Below are 19,790 nucleotides of genomic sequence, written 5' to 3' on the forward strand. Positions count from 1 at the left end.
GAACCGGGATCCACTTCGCTCGAAAACGCCTCAGGTCACCGGCGCGGGATTGAACAGCGTGAGGTCGTTGTGGATGCCCCAGCGGTCCGACCAGGGTTTGGTTCGGCCGCTGGCGACATCGAGGATCAGGCGGAACAGGTCCCAGCCGGTCTCCTCGATGGTCTTCTCGCCGGTTGCGATCTTGCCGGCGTCGAAGTCGATCAGGTCCTTCCAGCGCCGCGCGAGCTCGCTGCGCGTCGCGACCTTGATCACGGGTGCTGCCGCAAGGCCATAGGGTGTGCCCCGGCCGGTGGTGAACACTTGCAGCGTCATGCCCGAGGCGAGCTGCAACGTGCCGCAGATGAAGTCGGAGGCGGGCGTCGCGGCGAACAGCATGCCCTTTTGCGTCGCCTTCTCGCCGGGCGAGAGCACGCCGGCAATTGCGCTCGAGCCGGACTTCACGATCGAGCCGAGCGACTTCTCGACGATGTTGGCAAGGCCGCCCTTCTTGTTGCCGGGCGTGGTGTTGGCGCTGCGGTCGGCGCCGCCGCGGGCGAGATAGGAATCGTACCAGGCCATCTCGCGCACCAGCGCGCGGCCGACGTCCTCGTTGATGGCGCGGCGAGTGAGCAGCTGGATCGCGTCGCGCACTTCAGTCACTTCCGAGAACATCACGGTCGCGCCGGCGCGCACCAGGAGGTCCGCGGCGAAGCCGACGGCGGGATTGGCAGTGACGCCGGAGAAGGCATCGCTGCCGCCGCACTGCAGGCCGATCACAAGGTCGGACGCCGGGCAGGTCTCGCGCTTGCGGGTGTTGAGCACTTTGAGCCGCGCCTCGGCCTGGATCATGATCGCCTCGACGATCGCACCGAAGCCGTCGAAAGCCTCGTCCTGCATGCGGATGATTGCGTCACCCACGCCTTCCGGCACCAGGCGTTCGGGTGCGAGCTTCTCGCAGCCGAGGCCGACAACGAGGATCTCGCCGCCGAAATTCGGGTTGAGCGCGAGGTTCTGCAGGGTGCGGATCGGCACCACCGCGTCGGGCGCGGTGATGGCGACGCCGCAGCCATAGGCGTGCGTCAGCGGCACGACGTCATCCACGTTTGGATATTTCGGCAGCAGCTCGGCGCGGATGCGCTTCACCGCATATTCCATCGTGCCCTTGACGCATTGCACGGAGGAGGAGATGCCGAGGATGTTCTTGGTGCCGACCGAACCGTCCGGATTGCGGTAGCCCTCGAAGGTGAAGCCTTCGAGCGGCGGCAGCGGTGCGGGGACGGCGGTCGAGATTTCGAGCTTGTCGAGGGCAGGGGCCTCCGGCATGCGGATGCGCGCCTCGTCCACCCATTCGCCGGCCAGGATCGGCGACAGCGCGTAGCCGATGATCTCGCCATAGCGGACGATCGGTTCGCCTTCCGCGATGTCGACCAGCGCGGTCTTGTGTCCCTGCGGCACGAAGGCGCGCAACGTCAGGCCGCTGGCAAGGCGCGCGCCGGCGGGGAGCCCGAAATCATTGACCACGATCGCGACATTGTCGCGCTCGTTGAGCTTGATGTAGCGGGGCTGCTCTTTCGCTGCGACGTCCTGGTCCATCTGCGCTTGCCTCAGAAGTCGTAGGGTGGGCAAAGGCGCAACGCGCCGTGCCCACCGTCCTCACACCGAGCGTAAGCGGTGGGCACGCTTCGCTTTGCCCACCCTTACGATATCTCAGCCCGGATTGGTGTAAGCCGTCTTCACCGTGGTGTAGAACTCGCGCGCGTAGGAGCCCTGCTCACGGGCGCCGTAGCTCGAGCCCTTGCGGCCGCCGAACGGCACGTGATAGTCGACGCCGGCGGTCGGCAGATTGACCATCACCATGCCGGACTCGCTGTTGCGCTTGTAATGCGAGGCGTATTTCAGGCTGGTGGTGCAGATGCCGGAGGCGAGGCCGAACTCGGTATCGTTGGAGATGGCGAGCGCCTCTTCGTAATTCTTCGCACGAATGACGGCGGCGACCGGGCCAAAAATCTCCTCACGCGCGATGCGCATGTTGTTGTTGGCTTCGGTGAACAGCGCCGGCTGGAGATAGTGGCCGGGATTCTCGCGCTTTAGCAGCTCGCCGCCGAAGGCGAGCTTGGCGCCTTCGTCCTGGCCGATCTTGATGTAGCGGAGGTCCTGGTCGAGCTGGTTCTGGTCCACCACGGGGCCGATATGCACGCCGGCCTTGAGCGCATCGTCCACCGACAGGCTGTTCAGACGCTCGGCCATGGCGGCGACGAAGCGGTCGTGGATGCCCTCGGTAACGATCAGGCGGGACGAGGCGGTGCAGCGCTGGCCAGTCGAGAAATAGGCGCCGTTGACGGCGACCTCGACGGCAGTCTTGAGGTCGGCGTCGTCGAGCACGACCAGCGGGTTCTTGCCGCCCATCTCGAGCTGGAACTTCTTCATGGGGTTCGAGAGCACGCAGGCCTGCGCGATCTTGCGTCCCGTCTGCACCGAGCCGGTGAAGGAGATCGCGGCGACGTCCGGATGCTCGAGCAGGGTCTGGCCGACCACCGAGCCGGAGCCGACGACGAGGTTGAACACGCCCGCGGGAATGCCGGAGCGGGTGATGATCTCGGACAGCGCATGCGCCGAGCCGGGCACCAGCTCGGCCGGCTTGAACACCACGGTGTTGCCGTAGCAGAGCGCAGGCGCGATCTTCCAGGCGGGGATCGCGATCGGGAAATTCCAGGGCGTGATCATGCCGACGACGCCGACCGGCTCACGGGTGAGCTCGACGTCGAGGCCGGGACGCACCGAGGCGCCCTTCTCGCCGATCAGGCGCAGCGCTTCGCCGGCGAAGAACGCGAAGATCTGGCCGGCGCGGGCGACCTCGCCGATGCCTTCGGGGAGGGTCTTGCCTTCCTCGCGCGCGAGTAGGCGGCCGAGCTCTTCCTTACGGGCGAGGATTTCAGTCGAGATCTTGTTGAGCGCGTCGTAGCGCGCCTGCGGGGTCGACTGCGCCCAGGCGGCGAAGGCGGCCTTCGCGGCGGCGATCGCCTTCTCGGTCTGCGCCTTGTCGGCCTTGGCGTATTCGCCGACGAGATCGTTGGTGTTGGAGGGATTGATGTTCCTGGTGACGCCGGAGCCGTCGACCCATTCGCCGCCGATGAAGTTCTTCAGGATCGCTGTCATCTTTTTCCTCCAGGGGAACGTTTCTAACGCACGAGGCAGGGACGCTTGTCGTCAAACGTCCAGCCGGGGATCAAGTCCTGCATGGCCATAGCGTCATCCCGCCCCCCAAGTCCATGCTTCTTGTAGAGCTCGTGCGCGGCCTCGATGGCGGGGCGGTCGATCTCGATGCCGAGGCCCGGGCGGTCCGGGACGGCGATCTTGCCACCCTTGATCTGGAGCGGCTCCTTCGTCAGCGCTTGACCGTCCTGCCAGATCCAGTGGGTGTCGATCGCGGTGACCTTGCCGGGGGCGGCGGCGCCGACATGGGTGAACATGGCAAGCGAAATGTCGAAATGGTTGTTGGAGTGCGAGCCCCAGGTCAGGCCGTTGTCACGGCAGGTCTGGGCCACGCGCACCGAGCCTTGCATGGTCCAGAAATGGGGATCGGCCAAAGGGATGTCCACGGCCCCGAGCCGCAGCGCATGGGAGAGCTGCCGCCAGTCCGTGGCGATCATGTTGGTGGCGGTCGGCAGGCCGGTGGCGCGGCGGAACTCGGCCATGATCTCGCGGCCGGAGAAGCCGGCCTCGGCGCCGCAGGGGTCCTCGGCATAAGCGAGGATGCCATGCATGCCCTTGCAGAGGCTGATCGCCTCATCGAGCGACCAGGCGCCGTTGGGGTCCAGCGTGACGCGCGCGCTGGGGAAGCGTTTTGCGATTGCGGTAACCGCCTCGATCTCCTGCTCGCCGCGGAGCACGCCGCCCTTGAGCTTGAAGTCGGCGAAGCCGTAATGGTCGTGGGTCGCCTCCGCAAGCCGCACCACGGCCTCTGGCGTCATCGCCTCCTGGTGGCGGAGGTTGAACCAGTCGGGCTTGGCGGTCTCGCCAGTGACGTAGTCGAGCTTCGACTTACGGCGGTCGCCAACGAAGAAGAGATAGCCGAGCGTCTCGACGCTGGTGCGCTGCTGGCCTTCGCCAAGCAGTGCTGCGACGGGCAGTCCGAGATGCTGGCCGAGCAGGTCGAGCAGCGCGGATTCGATCGCGGTGACCGCATGGATCATCACGCGAAGATCAAAGGTCTGCTTGCCGCGTCCGCCGACGTCGCGGTCGGCGAAGGCGGTACGGATATCGGCGAGGATGTTGTTCATCGCGCCGACCGTCTTTCCGATCACGAGGTCGCGCGCGTCCTGGAGCGTCTGCCAGATCTTCTGCCCGCCCGGCACCTCGCCGACGCCGGTGTGGCCGGCATTGTCGGTGAGGATGACGATGTTGCGGGTGAAGAACGGCGCATGCGCGCCGCTCAGGTTGAGGAGCATGCTGTCGCGGCCAGCGACCGGGATCACCTGCATCGCCGTGATAACAGGTGCTCCGGCGACTGACGCGCCGGAAATCTCAGTCTGGGCCATCGCAGGCTCCTCCCTGTCGTCTTGCTATTCTGCAGCCTGTTGTGACGATCGTGCGGCGGGCAGCTTCTGCACCAGTGCGGTCAGCTCCGCCATCTCCTGCTCGGTGAGATCAGTCAGCGGCGGACGGACCGGGCCGGAATCGCGGCCGATCACCTTCATGCCGGCCTTGATGATCGAGACCGCGTAACCCTTCTTGCGGTTGCGGATCGCGATCAGCGGCAGGATGAAATCCTTCAGGCCGGCCTGGATCGTGGCGTGGTCGCGCTTGCGCACCGCGGCGTAGAAGTTGGTGGCGAATTCCGGCACGAAGTTGAACACGGCCGAGGAATAGGTCGTCACGCCCATGTCGAGATAGGGCAGCGCGAAGGTCTCGGCGGTCGGCAGGCCGCCGACATAGGTGAGGCGGTCGCCGAGCTTGGTGTAGATGCGGGTCATCAGCTCAATGTCGCCGATGCCGTCCTTGTAGCCGACCAGGTTCGGGCAGCGCTCGGCAAGGCGCGCGAGCGTGTCGGGCTGGAGGATGGCGTTGTCACGGTTGTAGACGATGACGCCGATCTTCACGGCGGCGCAGACCGCCTCGACATGGGCGGCAAGGCCTTCCTGCTCGGAATGGGTGAGGTAGGGCGGCAGCAGCAGGAGGCCGTCGGCGCCGGCCTGTTCCGCACCGATCGCGATCTCGCGGGCGATCGCAGTGCCGTAGCCGGTGCCGGCGAGCACGGGCACGCGGCCCTTGGTCTCGTCGACGGCGACCTTCACGACCCGCGGAACCTCTGATGGCGTCAGCGAGAAGAACTCGCCGGTGCCGCCCGCGGCGAACAGGCCTGCGACGTCATAGCCGCACAGCCAGTCCATGTTGGCGCGATAGGTCGCCTCGTCGAAGGAGTAGTCCGCCCTGAACGGCGTGACGGGGAAGGACAGGAGGCCCGATCCGATCTTCTGGGCCATTTCCTGCGGGGTCATCTTGCTCATGGGCGCTCCCTTCTCGTGTTGCGGAGGACGCAAGCAGAGGCCGCACGTCCATGCGCCGTGGTTTAGGAGACCGTTCGATGCGCGTCCAAGCCAAAGCCTATATCGACCGATGCGGATTGAGCATCAATCCTCCGCCAGCTCCGCCGAGGACAATTCACCGGCGATCTTGACCAGCGCCGAGAGCAGCGGGTTCTCGTCCTCGCGCCGCCACACCATGAACAGCTCGACCGGAACGCGCGTGCGCAGCTTCAGCGGACGCAGGCGGACGTCGGAGATCTTCAGGCTCGCCGCTGCCGCCGGTACGATGGCGAGGCCGAGTCCGGCGCGCACCATCGCGAGGATCGAGTGGATCTGGCTGAGATGCTGGACGTAGCGCGGCAGCACGTCGGCACGGGTGAACAGCGCCACCAGGAGGTCGTGGAAGTAGCGGCTCTCATAGGGCGAATACATCACGAACGGCTGGTCGTCGAAATCCTTGATGGTGATGCCGTCGGCATTCGCCAGCGGATGCTTCTTCGGGATCGCCGCGAGCAGCGGCTCGGCGACGACGCGGCGGCTGGCAAGCTCGGGCCGCGCGATCGGCGGCCGCAGCAGGCCGGCATCGATCTGGCCAGAAGTCAGAGCCTCGAACTGGTCGCCCGATACCATCTCCTTCAGCGAGAAGTCGACCTCCGGCAGCTTGGCGCGACAGGCGGCGATGAGTTCGGGCAGAAAGCCATAGGCCGCGGCCGCGGTGAAGCCGACCTTCAGCGAGCCGGTCTTGCCAAGCGCAATGCGGCGGGCCACCTGCGAAGCGCTTTCCGCAAGCTTGAGGATGCGCCGCGCCTCGGGCAGGAAGCTGCGCCCGGCCGGGGTGAGGCGCACCGAGCGGCTGGTGCGCTCCAAGAGCGGCGCGTCGATGATGTGCTCGAGCACCTGGATCTGCCGGGACAGCGGCGGCTGCGTCATGTTGAGCCGCACGGCGGCGCGGCCGAAGTGCAATTCCTCCGCCACCGTGACGAAACAGCGGAGCTGGTTGAGGTCGAACATCGATACATGCCTTAGATGAATAAGGCGTTTCCCCGGCACTTCTAGCATCGATCACCCCCAAAACAAAGACGGCGGCCTTGTGGGCCGCCGTTGAGTTGCCTGGTCAAGCTCCCATGGGAGCCCTCAGGAGGAACAGGCTGATGCGAGACCGCCTCACGTCCGCTGCGGACGCCACTGTGCTCATCACGCGCCTCTCTTAGGCCTCGGCCGTTTGCCCGACACGAGTCCTAGAGGTGCGCGCGGCGAAGTGTCCAAGTTCAAGGCAGTATCGATCGATGCTGTTTTTGGATCGATGGAACGGCGAAGTGGGGGATGATCGGTGTTCGGAAACCCTATCAAACCACCGCTGTCATTCCCCGCGAAGGCGGGGAATCCAGTACGCAGCGGCGTCTCGATTCAATCACTGCTGTCACGGAGTACTGGATCGCCCGGTCAAGCCGGGCGATGACAGTGAGTGTGTGGAGACAGCGCGCGCTATTGCTGCGCGCTGGGCAGCAACTGCGGCAGCAGTCCGCGCGTCACGTTCGGCGGCACGGCGTCGAGACCGAGCACGGCGCTCGCCGCCGGCAGCGCCGCATCGGCCATCGCGGCATGGCCCTCGGCGCTCGGATGCACCGCGCCGCCATAGACGGCGGAGAGCACGCCCCAGGTCGCATCGTGGATGTCGGTCGGCTGGCTCGCCGCCGGCAGGCCCTGCGGATAGGTCATCGCGGCGAAATAGCTGTCATTGGCGTCGCGGACCCAGCGCGCGCGGGGCAGGTAGGCGCGGTACTCCGAGGCGCCGCGGCCGCACAGCATCGGCTGGCTCGCCGCGCTGACGATGTCGGGATCGAAGCTCTGGCCGTTCGCGGCAAAGCAGCTGCGGTCGAATTCGGGATCGTTGCCGGAACGGGCGCAGAAGCCGTGCTCGGCGAACGCGGCCTGGTGCGCATCGACGAAGGTCATGCGGTCGGCTTCGGGATCGCGGCACAGCGCACCGCGGGTGCAGGTGGCGAGCCCCTTCAGCTGCGGCAGGAATTCGCTGTCGACGAAGGCGGAGACGCGGGAAAGGCGCTGCGGATCGGCATTGAAGGACGGGTGGATGTCGAAGCCGGCCCGGCCGCCGCGGCAGGGCGCGCCGCCGTCGGCGAGCGCAGGGTTGGCATAGGAGACATAGACCACGTGCGAGAGGTCGCCGCCGACCAGCGGCTTCAGCGCCTCGCGCAGCTTGACGAAATTCTGCGGCAGCTCGCGCTGGAGCGCATCGCGGGAATCGTCGACGCTCGCCAACACGCCGGAGCGGCGGAACAGCGCGCGCTCGGTCGCGGTTTCGACGATGACGTCGGCGACGAGGCCGGAGAAATAGACGTCGTTGGCACCGACCGAGAGCAGCACGAGATCGAGCGTGCGATCGGGCTGGCGCTTCTTCGCCGCGGTGACGGCTTCCCGCAGCTCGGCGACCTGCGCGTTCACGCTGGTGTTGCAGACGCCGGTCTTGCCGGGCGGGCATTCGCGGGCGCGCTGCGAGCCGAGCAGCCCGTCGCCGATGCTCGCGCCGGTGCAGGCGAGCGGCAGGAAGGTCACGGCGATGTGGGTGTAGCGCACCGCGAGCGCCAGCGCGGTGCGCGCCTGATAGCTGTAGAGCGATCGATGGCACGGCGCATTGAACCAGAGCGCGCTGTAGCGCTGCCAGTTGGCGAGCGTATCCGGCGCCTCGCAGGCGCGGCCGCCCTTGAAGCCGTGGCGGCTCGGCCGGTAGTACTGCGCGCCGGCGGTGCCGAGATAGGAGCGGAAGCAGAAGCCTTCGTCCGACAGCGCCAGCGGCCGGTCCGGGTTGCCTTCGCCGGAGGCGATGCTGTCGCCGAGACCTGCGATGAAGATGTCGCGGACCTGAATCTCGGTCTGGACCCGCTGGGTCGGATCGGAGCCGGCCGAGACATCGACGGTCGCAACCGTCGGCTTGCCGTAGCGGACGCGCAAATTGATCGGCTCGGCGCAGTCGAAGGTCGAGCTCTGCGGCCCGTCGCCGTCATCGAACGACCAGGCGCAGGTGGCGCCGACCGGCACCGCGCCGGTCAGGCGCACCGTCACGGGATGGTCGATCGGCGTGATGTAGTTCTCTTTGACATTGTCGCGGGTGCAGGGCTGGTTGACCCGGCCCTGCAGGTCGATGCAGAGCCGGTTGACCATGTTGCGGGCCCAGCCGCGGCCCTCGCTCTGGAGCTCCAGGGACTGTTCGGCGGCCAGAATGCTGCGGTTGCGCGCGTTCTCGACATGGAGCAGGAAGTCGCGCTCCTCGCGGAATAGCCGGAAGCGGTTACGCACCTCCCAGCTGATCTGCATGCTGCCGGCGTCCTGCGCGGCGGCGCGCTCGGGCAAAGCGAGAAGGCCGGCAAGCAGCACGGCGCCTGCCGAGAGGGTGCGAAGGAATACGGAAATCATGGCCCGCGTTTTCAACGGCAAAGTTGAGGCGGAAATAAGAGAGGATTGCGCGCCTGCCCGCAACTTTTGCCTGATGATTCCGAGGGGCCTTGATTGCCGGCGGCGGCTTGATTGCCGGCGGCGCCTTGGGCGGCTCAGCGCTTGCCGGCCTGCCGCAGCAGCCGTTCGCGCTCCATCGGCGTCACCTCCTTGGGCAGGTTGGCCTGCGCGCAGGCTTCCGCCAGCCGCCGCCGCTCCTGCCACGGCGCGACCACATTCGTCCAAAGCTCGCGCGTGCCCATGATGGAGATGGCAAGGCCGAACGGGATCACGAAATAGAGAATACGGAACACCAGCAGCGTGGCCAGAAGCTCCTCGCGGCCGAACTGGGGCAGCGCCACGAGCATGGCGGCATCGAACACGCCGATCGAGCCCGGCGCGTGGCTGGCAAAGCCGATCAGGGTCGCCAGGATGAACACGACCGCGAGCGACATGAAGTCGATCGGCGGGTTGGCCGGCATCAAGAGGTACATTGCCGTGGCGCAGAAGCCGAGATCGACGACGCCGATCAGGATCTGCACCAAGGTCAGCGGCGCCGAGGGCAGCACCACCTTCCAGCCCTTCTGGCCGAGCTCACGGCGCTTCTCGCCCATGCAGAGCCAGACCAGATACGCGCCGATCGATGCGAGACCGCCGAGGGCGATCAACCGGTTGAGCGAGGAGGGCAGCTGATCCATCGAGGAGGCCGCGTCCGGATGGATGGCCATGCCGATCGAGAGCACGAAGATGTTACCGAGCCAGAAGGTCAGGCCCGACAGGAAGCAGATCTTCGCGACGTCGATCGCGTTCAGTCCGTAGTCCGAATAGATCCGGAAACGGATCGCGCCGCCGGTGAAGACCGTGGCGCCGATGTTGTGCCCGATCGAATAGGACGTGAAGCTGGACAGCGCCGCGATGCGATAGGGCACGTGCTTCTTGCCGATCGTTCGCAGCGCAAAATAGTCGTAGAAGGTCAGCGTACAGAACGCGAAGAAGACGCAGATCGCCGCCAGCCCGATGTTGCCGCGGGGAATCTCCGTCAACGCGGTCAGGATGACCCCGGTATCGATGCCCTTGAGCGTCCGCACCAGCGTCGTGATCGCAAACGCGATGATGAAGATGCTCGCGGCGACGCCGAGCCGTCGCCAGCCGATCCATCTATTGAAGCCGCGTTTCAACGCGGGCAGCAGTCCGTGCATTCATCCTCCCGGCGGGGGGCAAGACCGACCGGGCCAGACATTGGCCGGTCGGGTGCGATCACGGCCAAAAGGCAGGCATCGATCGCTAGGCATGATCCAGCTCATTTAAGGCAAAATCAGCGGCTTGTGCAGCCCTTGACAACAATAGGTTCTGCGTTCGGCGGGCAACTTTGTCATACGCGGTTCATATCGGCGGCGCGTTAAGCATATGAGTCGCGAAACCAGGCTCCATCCGCGCGCTCACCGTGCCGATACGATCTCAGATCCCGGCGCCGTCCGCATTGTTCCAACGCAGAGCCGTATCGGCGTTTTTGGAACGTCGATGCCGCGTGGTCGTTAGCCTCCATCAGCAATCGAACATGGCGGAATACGCGGCTTTTTCGTGCAAGCCGGCGCCTCCGTGTTCCCAAGACCCGAGAGGATCGGAACGATGGGACTGTTCACAAAAGACATCAAGACCATGAACGACCTGTTCGTACATCAGCTCCAGGACATCTATTACGCCGAGCAGCAGCTCACCAAGGCGCTGCCGAAGATGGCGACCAAGGCCACTGATCCGCAGCTGAAACAGGGCTTTTTGACGCACCTCGAGGAAACCAAGCAGCACGTTGCGCGGCTCGAGGAGGTCTTCAAGATGCACGGCGTTCCCGTGAAGGCGGTCGACTGCCCGGCGATCGATGGCATCATCGAGGAAGCCGACGAGACCGCCGGCGAAGTCGCCGACAAGGCGGTGCTCGACGCGGCCCTGATCAATGCGGCGCAGGCCGCGGAGCACTACGAGATCGTCCGCTACGGCAGCCTGATCGCCTGGGCCAAGCAGCTCGGCCGCAACGATTGTGCGGCGGTGCTCGCCAAGACGCTCGAGGAGGAGAAGGCGACCGACCAGAAGCTGACAACACTCGCCGAGAGCAAGGTGAATCTGCGCGCGGCGAGCTGAGTAGAGGAAACTACGAGCGCCGCGCGACGGTCCGCGCGGCGCTTGTGCTTGTTCGCTTCCCGCTGCCGTGGTGCTGCTTCGGTGCGCCGTCGCGAGGATCAGCAATGTGAGCGAACTCGCTCATCTTCCATTCACCACGTCCGGAGCAGGTTTGTAGCCGGTTACCGATCGTCCACCACTGTCGGCTCAAGTGCGGGTCGATAGGGGCCGGCAATGTATCAAGTTCTCTACTGTCTCACCGACGAGCATGACTGGCGACTGGTGGCCCTTGGGGGCGCGGTGTGCCTGCTCGCCAGCGCCGCGGCGATCAGCCTGTTTCAGCGCGCACGCGCGACGCACGGAGCCGGGCGTCTGGCCTGGATCGCCCTGGATGCGGCCGTGAGCGGATGCGGCATCTGGGCGACGCATTTCATCGCGATGCTCGCCTATGGCCCCGGGAGCGCCGGCGCCTACAACATCCCGGTGACAATTCTGTCGCTGATGCTTGCGATCTCCTTGACCTTCGTGGGCCTGAGCATCGCCGTGGCGTCCTCGCGCCCGGTGTGGATCGTCGTCGGCGGCGCCATCGTCGGCCTGGGTGTCGCGGCGATGCATTACACCGGCATGGCGGCGCTGGAGATGCCGGCACGGCTGGATTGGATCGGGAGCACGGTTGCCGCCTCGGTGCTGTTCGGAATCGTCTTCGCAGCGCTCGCGCTGTTCGTCGCCGCGCGAGGTGACGGCATTCGGCATGCGCTGAGCGCGACTGCTCTGTTGACGCTCGCGATCGTTGCCCATCATTTCACCGCGATGGGCGCGGTGCTGCTGACGCCGGACCCGACGATCGCGATCAGCGGGCTCTCGGTCCCGCCGGCCTCGCTGTCGTTCCTGACTGCCGGCGCCGCCGTCGCGATCATCGCGATTGCGCTCGTGGCCGCGCTGCTCGACCGCCGCGCCAAGGGCGAACTGGGCCGCCAGCAGATCGTGCTCGACAGCGCGCTGGAGAACATGTCGCAGGGGCTGTGCATGTTCGACGCGGAAGGCAAGATCATCCTGTTCAACGAGCGCTATGCCGCGATGCTCCGTCGAACCGACGTGCCGCTCGCCGGCCGCTTGCTGGTCGACGTGCTCAGGGAAGAGCAGGCGAAGGGCCAATGGCAGGGCGACGCCGATGAATTCTTCGCCCGCCTCGTCGCCGACGCGCGCGAGGGCCGCACCACGACCGACGTCGTCAACCGGTTCGGCCGCTCCATCCGGGTCGTCAACCAGCCGATGCAGGGCGGCGGCTGGGTCGCGACCTTCGAGGACATCACCGAATGGCTGGAGGCGCAGGCCAAGATCTCGCACATGGCGCGACATGACGCGCTGACCAGCCTGCCGAACCGCGTGCTGTTCCACGAACAGCTCGAGCAGGGACTGCGCCAGACCAAGTCGGGCGACCAGCTCGCGGTGCTTTGCCTCGATCTCGATCACTTCAAGGACATCAACGACTCCCTCGGCCATCCCATCGGCGATGCGCTGCTCAAGGAGGTCGGCCGCAGGCTCGAGGCCACCGTCGGCGAACAGGACACCGTGGCGCGGCTCGGCGGCGACGAGTTCGCGGTGGTCCAGATCGGACGCTCCGAGGAGATCGCCGCGCGATCGCTTGCCGGACGCCTCGTCGAGGTGATCTCGGCGCCTTACCAGATCGACGACCATCAGATCGTGATCGGCGTCTCGATCGGCATCTCGCTGTCGCCGCAGGACGGCAGCAATCCGGACGAGCTGCTCAAGAACGCGGATCTTGCGCTCTATCGCGCCAAGGCGGATGGCCGCGGCACCTACCGCTTCTTCGAGACCGGCATGGATGCGCGTGCGCAGGCGCGGCGCCTTCTGGAAATGGATCTGCGCGCGGCGCTGCAACGCGACGAGTTTGAGGTCTATTACCAGCCGATCCGCGAGGTCGCCAGCGGTCGCGTCGTCGCCTTCGAGGCGCTGCTGCGCTGGAACCATCCGCAACGCGGGCTGATCGCGCCGATCAGCTTCATCCCGCTGGCCGAGGAGACCGGGCTCATCGTTCAGCTTGGTGAGTTCGTGCTGCGCTCCGCCTGTGCCGACGCGGCCACCTGGCCCGACGATGTCGACGTCGCCGTCAATTTGTCGCCGGTGCAGTTCAAGAGCCCGAACCTGATCGCGGCGGTGACAGAGGCGTTGGCCATATCGGGACTCGGTGCGCGCCGTCTCGAGCTCGAGATCACCGAATCCGTCCTGCTCCAGAACAGCGAGGCGACGCTGACGACCTTGCACGAGCTGCGTGCCATGGGCGTGCGGATCTCGCTCGACGATTTCGGCACCGGCTATTCGTCGCTGAGTTATCTGCGCAGCTTCCCGTTCGACAAGATCAAGATCGACCGCTCCTTCGTGTCGGAGCTGGCGACGCGCGAGGATTCCATGGCGATCATTCGCGCCGTGACCGGCCTCGGCCGCAGCCTCGGCATCGTCACCACGGCAGAGGGCGTCGAGAACGACGCGCAGCTCGAGCTGCTCCGGCGCGAGGGCTGCACCCAGGCGCAAGGCTATCTGTTCAGCAAGCCGCGGCCCGCCTCGGATGTCGCGATCATGTTGGAACGGCCGCGGCTGCGCGCGTCGGCTTGAGAGGTCAGCTTCGGCGCAGCGCGAAATGCGCGCCGCAGAACGCCATCACGGCGCCGAGACACAGGGCGGCAAGCCCGGCGAGCACGCCCGAGACGGTCGGGATCGGGCTCGGCGCCGACGCCGCCTGACCCGTTCCCGCAAGCAGCAGCACGCCGACCGCGATCAGGAATTGCCGCATCCGCTGCGGGATCTGTCCGGAGACGGCGCTCTGCATCAGGCTCGCCGTGAAATAGCCGCCGGAGAAGCCGACGGTGGCGATCAGCCACCAGGCGATGGCGGCGCCCGCCGGAATGAACTCATGCGTGTCGGAGCGCCAGAGGCGGCCGAGATCGAGACCGTAGCGCGCGCCCAGCATGTGCACCGCGAGCGCCAGTAACACACCGGAGATCATCGCGGCGCCGAGAATCAGGCGGCGCGGAAAAAAGGTCGTCTCAGCCATGCCTCGCTTGTAGGATGGCCGGGGGCGATCGCGCAAGCCGATCGCCCAAGCGATCGCCCATGGGTTCGTTGACGACATGCCGGGAGCGGAAGCGGGTTCGACCACGAGCTATGCCTACAAGGCCTCGCTGATTGGCTCGGCGCATCGCTTCGAGTTGACGGAGCAGGGGCTGTCCTGGCACATCGCCCGCCGCTCCGGCCTGTGGCGCTATGACGAGATTTCGGCGATCCGGCTGTCGTTCCGCCCGGTGTCGATGCAGCAGCACCGCTTCCGCGCCGATATCAGCCGCACCGGCGGCGGCCGCATCGCGATCCTGTCGACGAGCTGGCAGACCGCGGCGCTGATGGCGCCGCAGGACAACGGTTTTCGCGATTTCCTGATCGAGCTGCATGCGCGGATGGCCAAAGCCGGCAGCCGCGCCGAATTGACCGCGGGCCTCGGCCGCAAAACCTATGCGGCGGTGCTGGCGTTCCTGGCCGTGCTCGCTGTGGCAATGGCGGGGCTGTTGATCCGCGCGCTTCTGACCGGCGAGCTCGCGGGCGTGCTGTTCATCCTCGGCTTCGCCGCGCTGTTCGCCTGGCAGGTCGGCGGCTTCGTGCGGCGCAACCGGCCGCAGAGCTACAGTTTCGATCGCGTGCCGAAGGCCCTGCTGCCCTAGGTGCAATCGGCCGCAATCAAATGTGACTTCGCGTCCCGCCGTCTGCGTCGCATCCTTGTGGTCATGTCCGCCATGGATCGCAGCACCCGTCTGCCGACGGCAGACGAGATCGCCAGAATCAACCGCACGCATCTGATCGAGACGCCGCTCCGGCCAGCCGACTTGCTGTTCGTGTTCGGCACCCGCGAGGACGCTGGCTTGCGTGCCGACACCGCCGCAAGGCTGTGGCGCGAGGGCCTGTTTCGCCGGTCGATTGTCAGCGGCGGTGTGACGCCGGGCTCGGAGCAATCCGAGTGCAGCATCATCAAGGCCGCGATGGTTGCCGCGGGCGTTCCGGCGGACCTTATCCTCGAGGAGCACCGCGCGATGAACACCGGCGAGAACGTCATCTTCTCGCTTCCGATCATCGATGCGGCCATCGGGCTGCAGAATATCCGCAGCGTGATCTGTCTCGGCAACACCTGGACCGCGCGGCGCTACCCGATGACGCTGCATCGGCATTGGCCGGGGGTCGAGAAGATGCTGCTCACCGTCGACAGTTTCACGACACCACGTGCGCTCTGGCATACCGACGCCGAATTTCGCCGCCGCATGCTGCACGAATGGGACAAGATCGAACCTTACAAGGCGAGGGGCTTTATCGCGGACTGGCCGGAAGTCTGAGCCCTACTCCGTCGAATCGAAATCGTCCTCCTTGGTGCCGAGCAGCGAGACGATGGTGCGCAGGCCGGAATCGAGCTGCTCAGGCGACGGCGGGGCGAGCGCGAGCCGCACCGCGTTCGGCGCATGACCGTGCGCGATCGCGAAGGTCGAGGATGGCGTCAGCGCGATGCCGCGCCTTGCTGCTGCGGCGACGAAGGTCTGCGAGCGCCAGTGCGGTGGCAGCGTCAGCCAGAGATGATACGAGCGCGGATCGGCGGCGAGCTGGTAGCCGGAGAGCAGCCGTGCGGCGGTCTGCTGTCGGCGCGCGGCATCGATGCGTTTCAGCCGGGTCAGCTCGGCGACGGTGCCGTCGGCCATCAGCCGCTGCCCGGCCGCGAGCGCATGGCCGGAGGCGATCCAGCCGCCGGTGCGCACCGCGCTCATCACACTCTCGCGCAGATGCGGCGGCGCGACGAGGATGCCGAGCGCGAGCCCCGGCGCGACCTTCTTGGACAGGCTGTCGAGCACGATGCAGCGGTGGGGCCCGAGCGCCGCCAGTGGCGTGTCGTCGGCGAGGAAGCCGTAGACGGCGTCCTCGATGATGGTGAGATCGAGCTTCTCGGCGACGCGCATGATGTCGGCGCGCCGCGTCGCGTTCATGGTGACGCCGAGCGGGTTCTGGATGATGGGCTGCAGATACAGCGCCGACAGATGCGCCTCGCGATGGGCCTTCTGGATGGCGTCGGGCCGCGCGCCGAACTCGTCCATGGGGATCGGGACCAGCGTCACACCGAGCCGCGCGGCGATGCTCTTGACGTAAGGGTAGGTCAGCGCCTCGACGCCGCAGCGGCCGCCGGTGGGCACCAGCGCGGCAAGCGCGGCCGCGAGCGATTGCTTGCCGTTGGCGGTGAAGAAGATCTGCTCGGGCTGCGGCGAAAAATCCTTGCGTGCGAGATAGGCAGCGGCGGCAACGCGGGCGCTCTTGGTGCCGGTGCTGGTCGAAACGCGCAGCGCGGATTCCAGCGCGTCGATGCGTTCGAGCCCCGCGAGGCTCTTGGCGATCATCGCCCATTGCTGCGGCAATAGCGGGTAATTGACCTCGAGATTGATGCGCGCGTCGGCCGGCTCGCGCATGGTCTCGACTTCACGCCTGACGTCGCCGGAGATGAACGTGCCGCGCCCGACCTCGCCGACCACGAGGCCGCGGCGGAGCAATTCCGTATAAACCCGGCTCGCGGTCGAGACCGCGATGCCGCGGTCATAGGCAAAATTGCGCTGCGGCGGCAGCCGGTCGCCGGGCCTTAACGTGCCGTTAGTGATATCGGCCGCAATGGCATCGGCGAGCTTCACGTACTCGAACTTGGACATATTGCACCGAGAGCAATGTTTTGCTTGCTCCGAGGAGTGTACTGGAGCATTTAAGTTCCATCAAGTTCCGCGATTGAGCCGAGGAGAGCGAGAGCAATCCGACGGCAAATGAGGTGCAGGCGCCCACTAGCGTCCGCGCCAACGGCACCTGCTTCGCCGCGCGGGACAATAGGCCGGAGAAGAAGAATGACCACAATCTCGCAAACTGTCGGGCGGACTTTACGCCCATCCTCATCGGGCGGATTTTTCAGTGCCCTAGCCCTGCGCCTCACCGCGCTGTTCGACCGCCTGGAGCGCCGCTCCGCCGTCAAGACCCTGAACGAGCTCGACGACCGCGCCCTGCGCGACATCGGCATCACGCGCAGCCAGATCGAGGATGCCGTGTACGGACAGTTCAAGACCGAGCTGTCGCGGTATCTGTGATACTCGCGTGTCCCGGACGCGCTGCAGCGGGAAACGTTGCTGCGCAGAGCCGGGATCCAGCGGATCGCACTCGCTGACGCATGGGCCCCGGCTCTGCAGCGCATCACTTCGTGCTGCGCAGCGTCCGGGGCACGGAAGCGCGAGTGTGGCACGCAGCTGCCTCTCCGTCATTGCGAGCGCAGCGAAGCAATCCAGGCTGTCGCCGCGGAAAGATGCTGGATGCTTCGCTGCGCTCGCAATGACGAAGTCTGCTGCCCTTCAATGCCTCACCACCAGCACCGAGCACTTGGCGTAGCGCACGACGTGGCCGGCGTTGGAGCCGAGGAAATAGGTGCGCATCGCCGGCCGGTGCGAGGTCATCACGATCAAGTCGGCCTTTATGTGCGCGGCTTCCTCCAGGATCTCGTGATAGATGCCGCCCTGGCGCACCACGCTGGAGATGCGGGAGGGCTCGATGCCGGATTCGCGGGCGACGATGGCGAGGGCCTCTTCCGAGGTCTGGCGCTGCTGCTCGTCGAAATCGGCCGGGACGTACTCGGCCAGCATCACCGGCGTCATCGGCAGCACGTTGAGCAGGCGCACGGTGCCGCTCCAGGTCTGCGACAAAGTCGCCGCGGTCGCGATCGCCGGCTTGGCGAGATCGGTGTCGGCGAGATCGATGGGCACGAGGATGGACTTGAACATCTGCGCCTCCCTGTGAACCAGGCTGAACCAACCGGTCGAGACGGCGCCCGCGCGTCTAGTCCGATCGAAGCAGCTTGGGGCTGACGAACAGCACCAGCTTGCCGCGGCGGTAGGCCACGTCACCCCAATCCTTGACGTCAAAGTCGAAGATCGCAAGCCCCGCTGTGGGCAGGTTGTCGCCGAGGGTCTTGGCGCCATCGGGATCGCCGCCGCCGATCAGCATGAGCGCGACCTCGTGCATGCCGGGATTGTGGGCGATCAGCAGCAGCCGCTTCGGATCGGCCGGGGCGGTTGCGGTGCGAATGGTGTCCAGGATCTGCGCGGGATCGGCGCCATAGAGTTCCGGCAGGACCTCGACCTGCGGCGCCGGGACGCGGTCCTTCATCGCCTCCCAGGCGATGTCCCAGGTCTGACGGGCCCGCACGGCGTGGGAGACCAATACGGTATCGGGGAAGGGCGGATGGGCCGCGATCCAGTCTCCCATCCGCGCGGCATCCTTGTGGCCGCGGTCGTCGAGCCGGCGGTCCTGGTCACGGCCGCTCGGTGCGTCGGTCTCGGTCTTGGCGTGACGCAACAGCATCAAACGGCGCATGGCATTCTCGAATCGTTCCACGTCCAGGATAATCTACAGGCACCGGTTGAGGACAAGGTGACAAGGGCCCGCACAGTCCTCTAAGAAAACTGCATGAGCGAGACTTTCACAAGCGTGTCCCAGGAAGAAGCCGGCTTTCGCGACCGCGTGCGGCTGTCGTTCGATCTCGATGCCGACATTTGTGTGATCGGGGCGGGCCTGGCTGGGCTTACCGTGGCGCTGGAGGCGGCCCGGCTCGGGGCCAGCGTCGCGGTGCTCGAGGGTCGGCATATCGGCTGGAACGCCTCCGGCAACCAGCTCGGCACCGTGATGCCGGGCTTTGCGCTGCCGCTCACGGACCTGATCGAGCGCATCGGCTTGGAGGACGCCCGCGAATTGTGGACCCTGTCGAAGCAGGGCGCCGAGTTCGTCCGGGCCAACGCCAGCGAAGCGAGCATGCCGGGGATCGGCCTCAGCGACGGCGTGCTGGAGGTCTCCAATGTCGATGCCGGCGACCGGCTGATCAGCCGGCTGCAGATGCTGAACGAGGATTTCGATACCGAGGTCGAAGGCTGGCAGGTCGACCGCGTGCGCGAGGCGCTCAAGTCCGATCATTACTTCCACGGCGTGTATTATCCGAAAGCGTTCCAGGTCGACGGCCGGAAATACGTGCACGGCCTTGCGGCGCTGGCACGGCGGGCAGGCGCCCGCATCTTCGAGGACACGCCGGTCGTCAGCATCGATCATTCCGGCATCCGCAAGCGCATCGTCACGCCCTCGGCGCGGCTGCGGGCGAGCCACATCGTGCTCGCCGGCAACATTCATCTCGGCGCCCCCTCCAAGCGCCTGTCGGAGACGTTGCTGCCGGTCTGGCGCTATGCCGGCGTGACCGCGCCGCTCGGCGAGCGCCTGCACGAGATCATCGCCTTCAAGGGATCGGTGATGGATTCCGACGGTGTCGATCATTTCCGGCTTGTCGACGGCGACCGGCTGATGTGGGAGAGCCCGGAGACCACCTGGGCCGCGCGTCCGCAGCGCTTCGCCGGCGCCATCAAGCGGCGGATCCGGACGATCTTTCCCGAGCTCGGCAATGTCGAGATCACCGACATCTTCGGCGGCGCCACCGGCCAGACCGTGCACGGCATGCCGCAGATCGGCCAGCTGCGCAAAGGCTTGTGGGTGGCGAGCGGGTTCGGCCGCCAGGGCATGAACACCTCCGCCATGGCCGGACAGATGATCGCGCGCAGCATTTTGCGGGGCGATGAGCGCTGGAGGCTGTTCTCGCCGTTCGAACTGGTCTGG

17 protein-coding genes are annotated in these 19,790 nt (G+C 66.3%); 6 read left to right on the forward strand and 11 right to left on the reverse strand.

Annotation, left to right across the window (positions count from 1 at the left end):
• Positions 1-30 precede the first annotated feature (30 nt).
• From garD to XF30_RS14880, 7 genes are all read right to left on the reverse strand, one after another.
• The gene (garD, locus tag XF30_RS14850; protein WP_109143163.1) at positions 31-1,572 is read right to left on the reverse strand and encodes a galactarate dehydratase; all 1,542 of its coding nucleotides are present in this window, start codon (positions 1,570-1,572) and stop codon (positions 31-33) included.
• A 114-nt stretch (positions 1,573-1,686) separates the two neighbouring features.
• On the reverse strand, positions 1,687-3,135 hold the full coding sequence (locus tag XF30_RS14855) for an aldehyde dehydrogenase family protein (protein WP_109143164.1): 1,449 nt from the start codon (positions 3,133-3,135) through the stop codon (positions 1,687-1,689).
• A gap of 23 nt (positions 3,136-3,158) precedes the next feature.
• Positions 3,159-4,517, reverse strand: a complete 1,359-nt coding sequence (gene gudD / locus XF30_RS14860) for a glucarate dehydratase (protein ID WP_109143165.1) — start codon at positions 4,515-4,517, stop codon at positions 3,159-3,161.
• Positions 4,518-4,541: 24 nt separating this feature from the next.
• Positions 4,542-5,486 (reverse strand): 5-dehydro-4-deoxyglucarate dehydratase, encoded by a 945-nt coding sequence (kdgD, locus tag XF30_RS14865; RefSeq protein ID WP_109143166.1) that lies wholly within the window; start codon positions 5,484-5,486, stop codon positions 4,542-4,544.
• A gap of 123 nt (positions 5,487-5,609) precedes the next feature.
• A complete protein-coding gene (locus tag XF30_RS14870; protein ID WP_109143167.1) occupies positions 5,610-6,515 on the reverse strand; it encodes a LysR family transcriptional regulator in 906 nt (301 codons plus the stop codon).
• A gap of 474 nt (positions 6,516-6,989) precedes the next feature.
• Entirely contained in the window at positions 6,990-8,936 is a 1,947-nt protein-coding gene (locus tag XF30_RS14875) for an SGNH/GDSL hydrolase family protein (RefSeq protein ID WP_109143168.1), read from the reverse strand.
• A gap of 134 nt (positions 8,937-9,070) precedes the next feature.
• Complete coding sequence (locus XF30_RS14880; protein ID WP_036030193.1) at positions 9,071-10,153, reverse strand: lysylphosphatidylglycerol synthase transmembrane domain-containing protein; 1,083 nt, start codon at positions 10,151-10,153, stop codon at positions 9,071-9,073.
• A 430-nt stretch (positions 10,154-10,583) separates the two neighbouring features.
• On the opposite strand from XF30_RS14880, the gene XF30_RS14885 reads away from it, so the two are divergent.
• Together XF30_RS14885 and XF30_RS14890 are read left to right on the forward strand one after the other, a co-directional pair.
• Complete coding sequence (locus XF30_RS14885) at positions 10,584-11,090, forward strand: YciE/YciF ferroxidase family protein (RefSeq protein ID WP_036015620.1); 507 nt, start codon at positions 10,584-10,586, stop codon at positions 11,088-11,090.
• 213 nt (positions 11,091-11,303) lie between these two features.
• Positions 11,304-13,703, forward strand: coding sequence for a bifunctional diguanylate cyclase/phosphodiesterase (locus tag XF30_RS14890; RefSeq protein WP_109143169.1), 2,400 nt, complete (start codon positions 11,304-11,306; stop codon positions 13,701-13,703).
• 4 nt (positions 13,704-13,707) lie between these two features.
• Here XF30_RS14890 and XF30_RS14895 read toward each other — a convergent pair whose 3' ends face one another.
• A complete protein-coding gene (locus tag XF30_RS14895) occupies positions 13,708-14,142 on the reverse strand; it encodes a hypothetical protein (RefSeq protein ID WP_109143170.1) in 435 nt (144 codons plus the stop codon).
• Between the two features lie 76 nt (positions 14,143-14,218).
• Here XF30_RS14895 and XF30_RS14900 point away from each other — a divergent pair, with 76 nt between their 5' ends.
• Positions 14,219-14,800, forward strand: a complete 582-nt coding sequence (locus XF30_RS14900; protein WP_109143171.1) for a hypothetical protein — start codon at positions 14,219-14,221, stop codon at positions 14,798-14,800.
• A 63-nt stretch (positions 14,801-14,863) separates the two neighbouring features.
• A complete protein-coding gene (locus tag XF30_RS14905) occupies positions 14,864-15,463 on the forward strand; it encodes a YdcF family protein (RefSeq protein ID WP_109145718.1) in 600 nt (199 codons plus the stop codon).
• A 3-nt stretch (positions 15,464-15,466) separates the two neighbouring features.
• Here XF30_RS14905 and XF30_RS14910 read toward each other — a convergent pair whose 3' ends face one another.
• A complete protein-coding gene (locus XF30_RS14910) occupies positions 15,467-16,810 on the reverse strand; it encodes an aminotransferase-like domain-containing protein (protein ID WP_109143172.1) in 1,344 nt (447 codons plus the stop codon).
• 186 nt (positions 16,811-16,996) lie between these two features.
• Between XF30_RS14910 and XF30_RS14915 the strand changes: the two genes are divergently transcribed.
• A complete protein-coding gene (locus XF30_RS14915; protein WP_109143173.1) occupies positions 16,997-17,233 on the forward strand; it encodes a DUF1127 domain-containing protein in 237 nt (78 codons plus the stop codon).
• A gap of 258 nt (positions 17,234-17,491) precedes the next feature.
• Here the strand turns inward: XF30_RS14915 and XF30_RS14920 are convergent, their stop codons facing one another.
• The gene (locus XF30_RS14920) at positions 17,492-17,917 is read right to left on the reverse strand and encodes a universal stress protein (protein WP_036030185.1); all 426 of its coding nucleotides are present in this window, start codon (positions 17,915-17,917) and stop codon (positions 17,492-17,494) included.
• Between the two features lie 55 nt (positions 17,918-17,972).
• The gene (locus tag XF30_RS14925) at positions 17,973-18,509 is read right to left on the reverse strand and encodes a SixA phosphatase family protein (protein ID WP_192893145.1); all 537 of its coding nucleotides are present in this window, start codon (positions 18,507-18,509) and stop codon (positions 17,973-17,975) included.
• 93 nt (positions 18,510-18,602) lie between these two features.
• Between XF30_RS14925 and XF30_RS14930 the strand changes: the two genes are divergently transcribed.
• A partial coding sequence (locus tag XF30_RS14930; protein WP_109145719.1) for an NAD(P)/FAD-dependent oxidoreductase occupies positions 18,603-19,790 on the forward strand: 1,188 nt, incomplete at its 3' end.

Source organism: Bradyrhizobium sp. SUTN9-2, assembly GCF_003122645.1.
GTDB lineage: Bacteria > Pseudomonadota > Alphaproteobacteria > Rhizobiales > Xanthobacteraceae > Bradyrhizobium > Bradyrhizobium yuanmingense.

What these genes read in the sequence shown, in the direction of transcription:
- garD (WP_109143163.1), bottom strand. Translation starts at nt 1,572, where the DNA reads ATGGACCAGGACGTCGCAGCGAAAGAGCAGCCCCGCTACATCAAGCTC.
- XF30_RS14855 (WP_109143164.1), bottom strand. Translation starts at nt 3,135, where the DNA reads ATGACAGCGATCCTGAAGAACTTCATCGGCGGCGAATGGGTCGACGGC.
- gudD (WP_109143165.1), bottom strand. Translation starts at nt 4,517, where the DNA reads ATGGCCCAGACTGAGATTTCCGGCGCGTCAGTCGCCGGAGCACCTGTT.
- kdgD (WP_109143166.1), bottom strand. Translation starts at nt 5,486, where the DNA reads ATGAGCAAGATGACCCCGCAGGAAATGGCCCAGAAGATCGGATCGGGC.
- XF30_RS14870 (WP_109143167.1), bottom strand. Translation starts at nt 6,515, where the DNA reads ATGTTCGACCTCAACCAGCTCCGCTGTTTCGTCACGGTGGCGGAGGAA.
- XF30_RS14875 (WP_109143168.1), bottom strand. Translation starts at nt 8,936, where the DNA reads ATGATTTCCGTATTCCTTCGCACCCTCTCGGCAGGCGCCGTGCTGCTT.
- XF30_RS14880 (WP_036030193.1), bottom strand. Translation starts at nt 10,153, where the DNA reads ATGCACGGACTGCTGCCCGCGTTGAAACGCGGCTTCAATAGATGGATC.
- XF30_RS14885 (WP_036015620.1), top strand. Translation starts at nt 10,584, where the DNA reads ATGGGACTGTTCACAAAAGACATCAAGACCATGAACGACCTGTTCGTA.
- XF30_RS14890 (WP_109143169.1), top strand. Translation starts at nt 11,304, where the DNA reads ATGTATCAAGTTCTCTACTGTCTCACCGACGAGCATGACTGGCGACTG.
- XF30_RS14895 (WP_109143170.1), bottom strand. Translation starts at nt 14,142, where the DNA reads ATGGCTGAGACGACCTTTTTTCCGCGCCGCCTGATTCTCGGCGCCGCG.
- XF30_RS14900 (WP_109143171.1), top strand. Translation starts at nt 14,219, where the DNA reads ATGCCGGGAGCGGAAGCGGGTTCGACCACGAGCTATGCCTACAAGGCC.
- XF30_RS14905 (WP_109145718.1), top strand. Translation starts at nt 14,864, where the DNA reads ATGTCCGCCATGGATCGCAGCACCCGTCTGCCGACGGCAGACGAGATC.
- XF30_RS14910 (WP_109143172.1), bottom strand. Translation starts at nt 16,810, where the DNA reads ATGTCCAAGTTCGAGTACGTGAAGCTCGCCGATGCCATTGCGGCCGAT.
- XF30_RS14915 (WP_109143173.1), top strand. Translation starts at nt 16,997, where the DNA reads ATGACCACAATCTCGCAAACTGTCGGGCGGACTTTACGCCCATCCTCA.
- XF30_RS14920 (WP_036030185.1), bottom strand. Translation starts at nt 17,917, where the DNA reads ATGTTCAAGTCCATCCTCGTGCCCATCGATCTCGCCGACACCGATCTC.
- XF30_RS14925 (WP_192893145.1), bottom strand. Translation starts at nt 18,509, where the DNA reads ATGCGCCGTTTGATGCTGTTGCGTCACGCCAAGACCGAGACCGACGCA.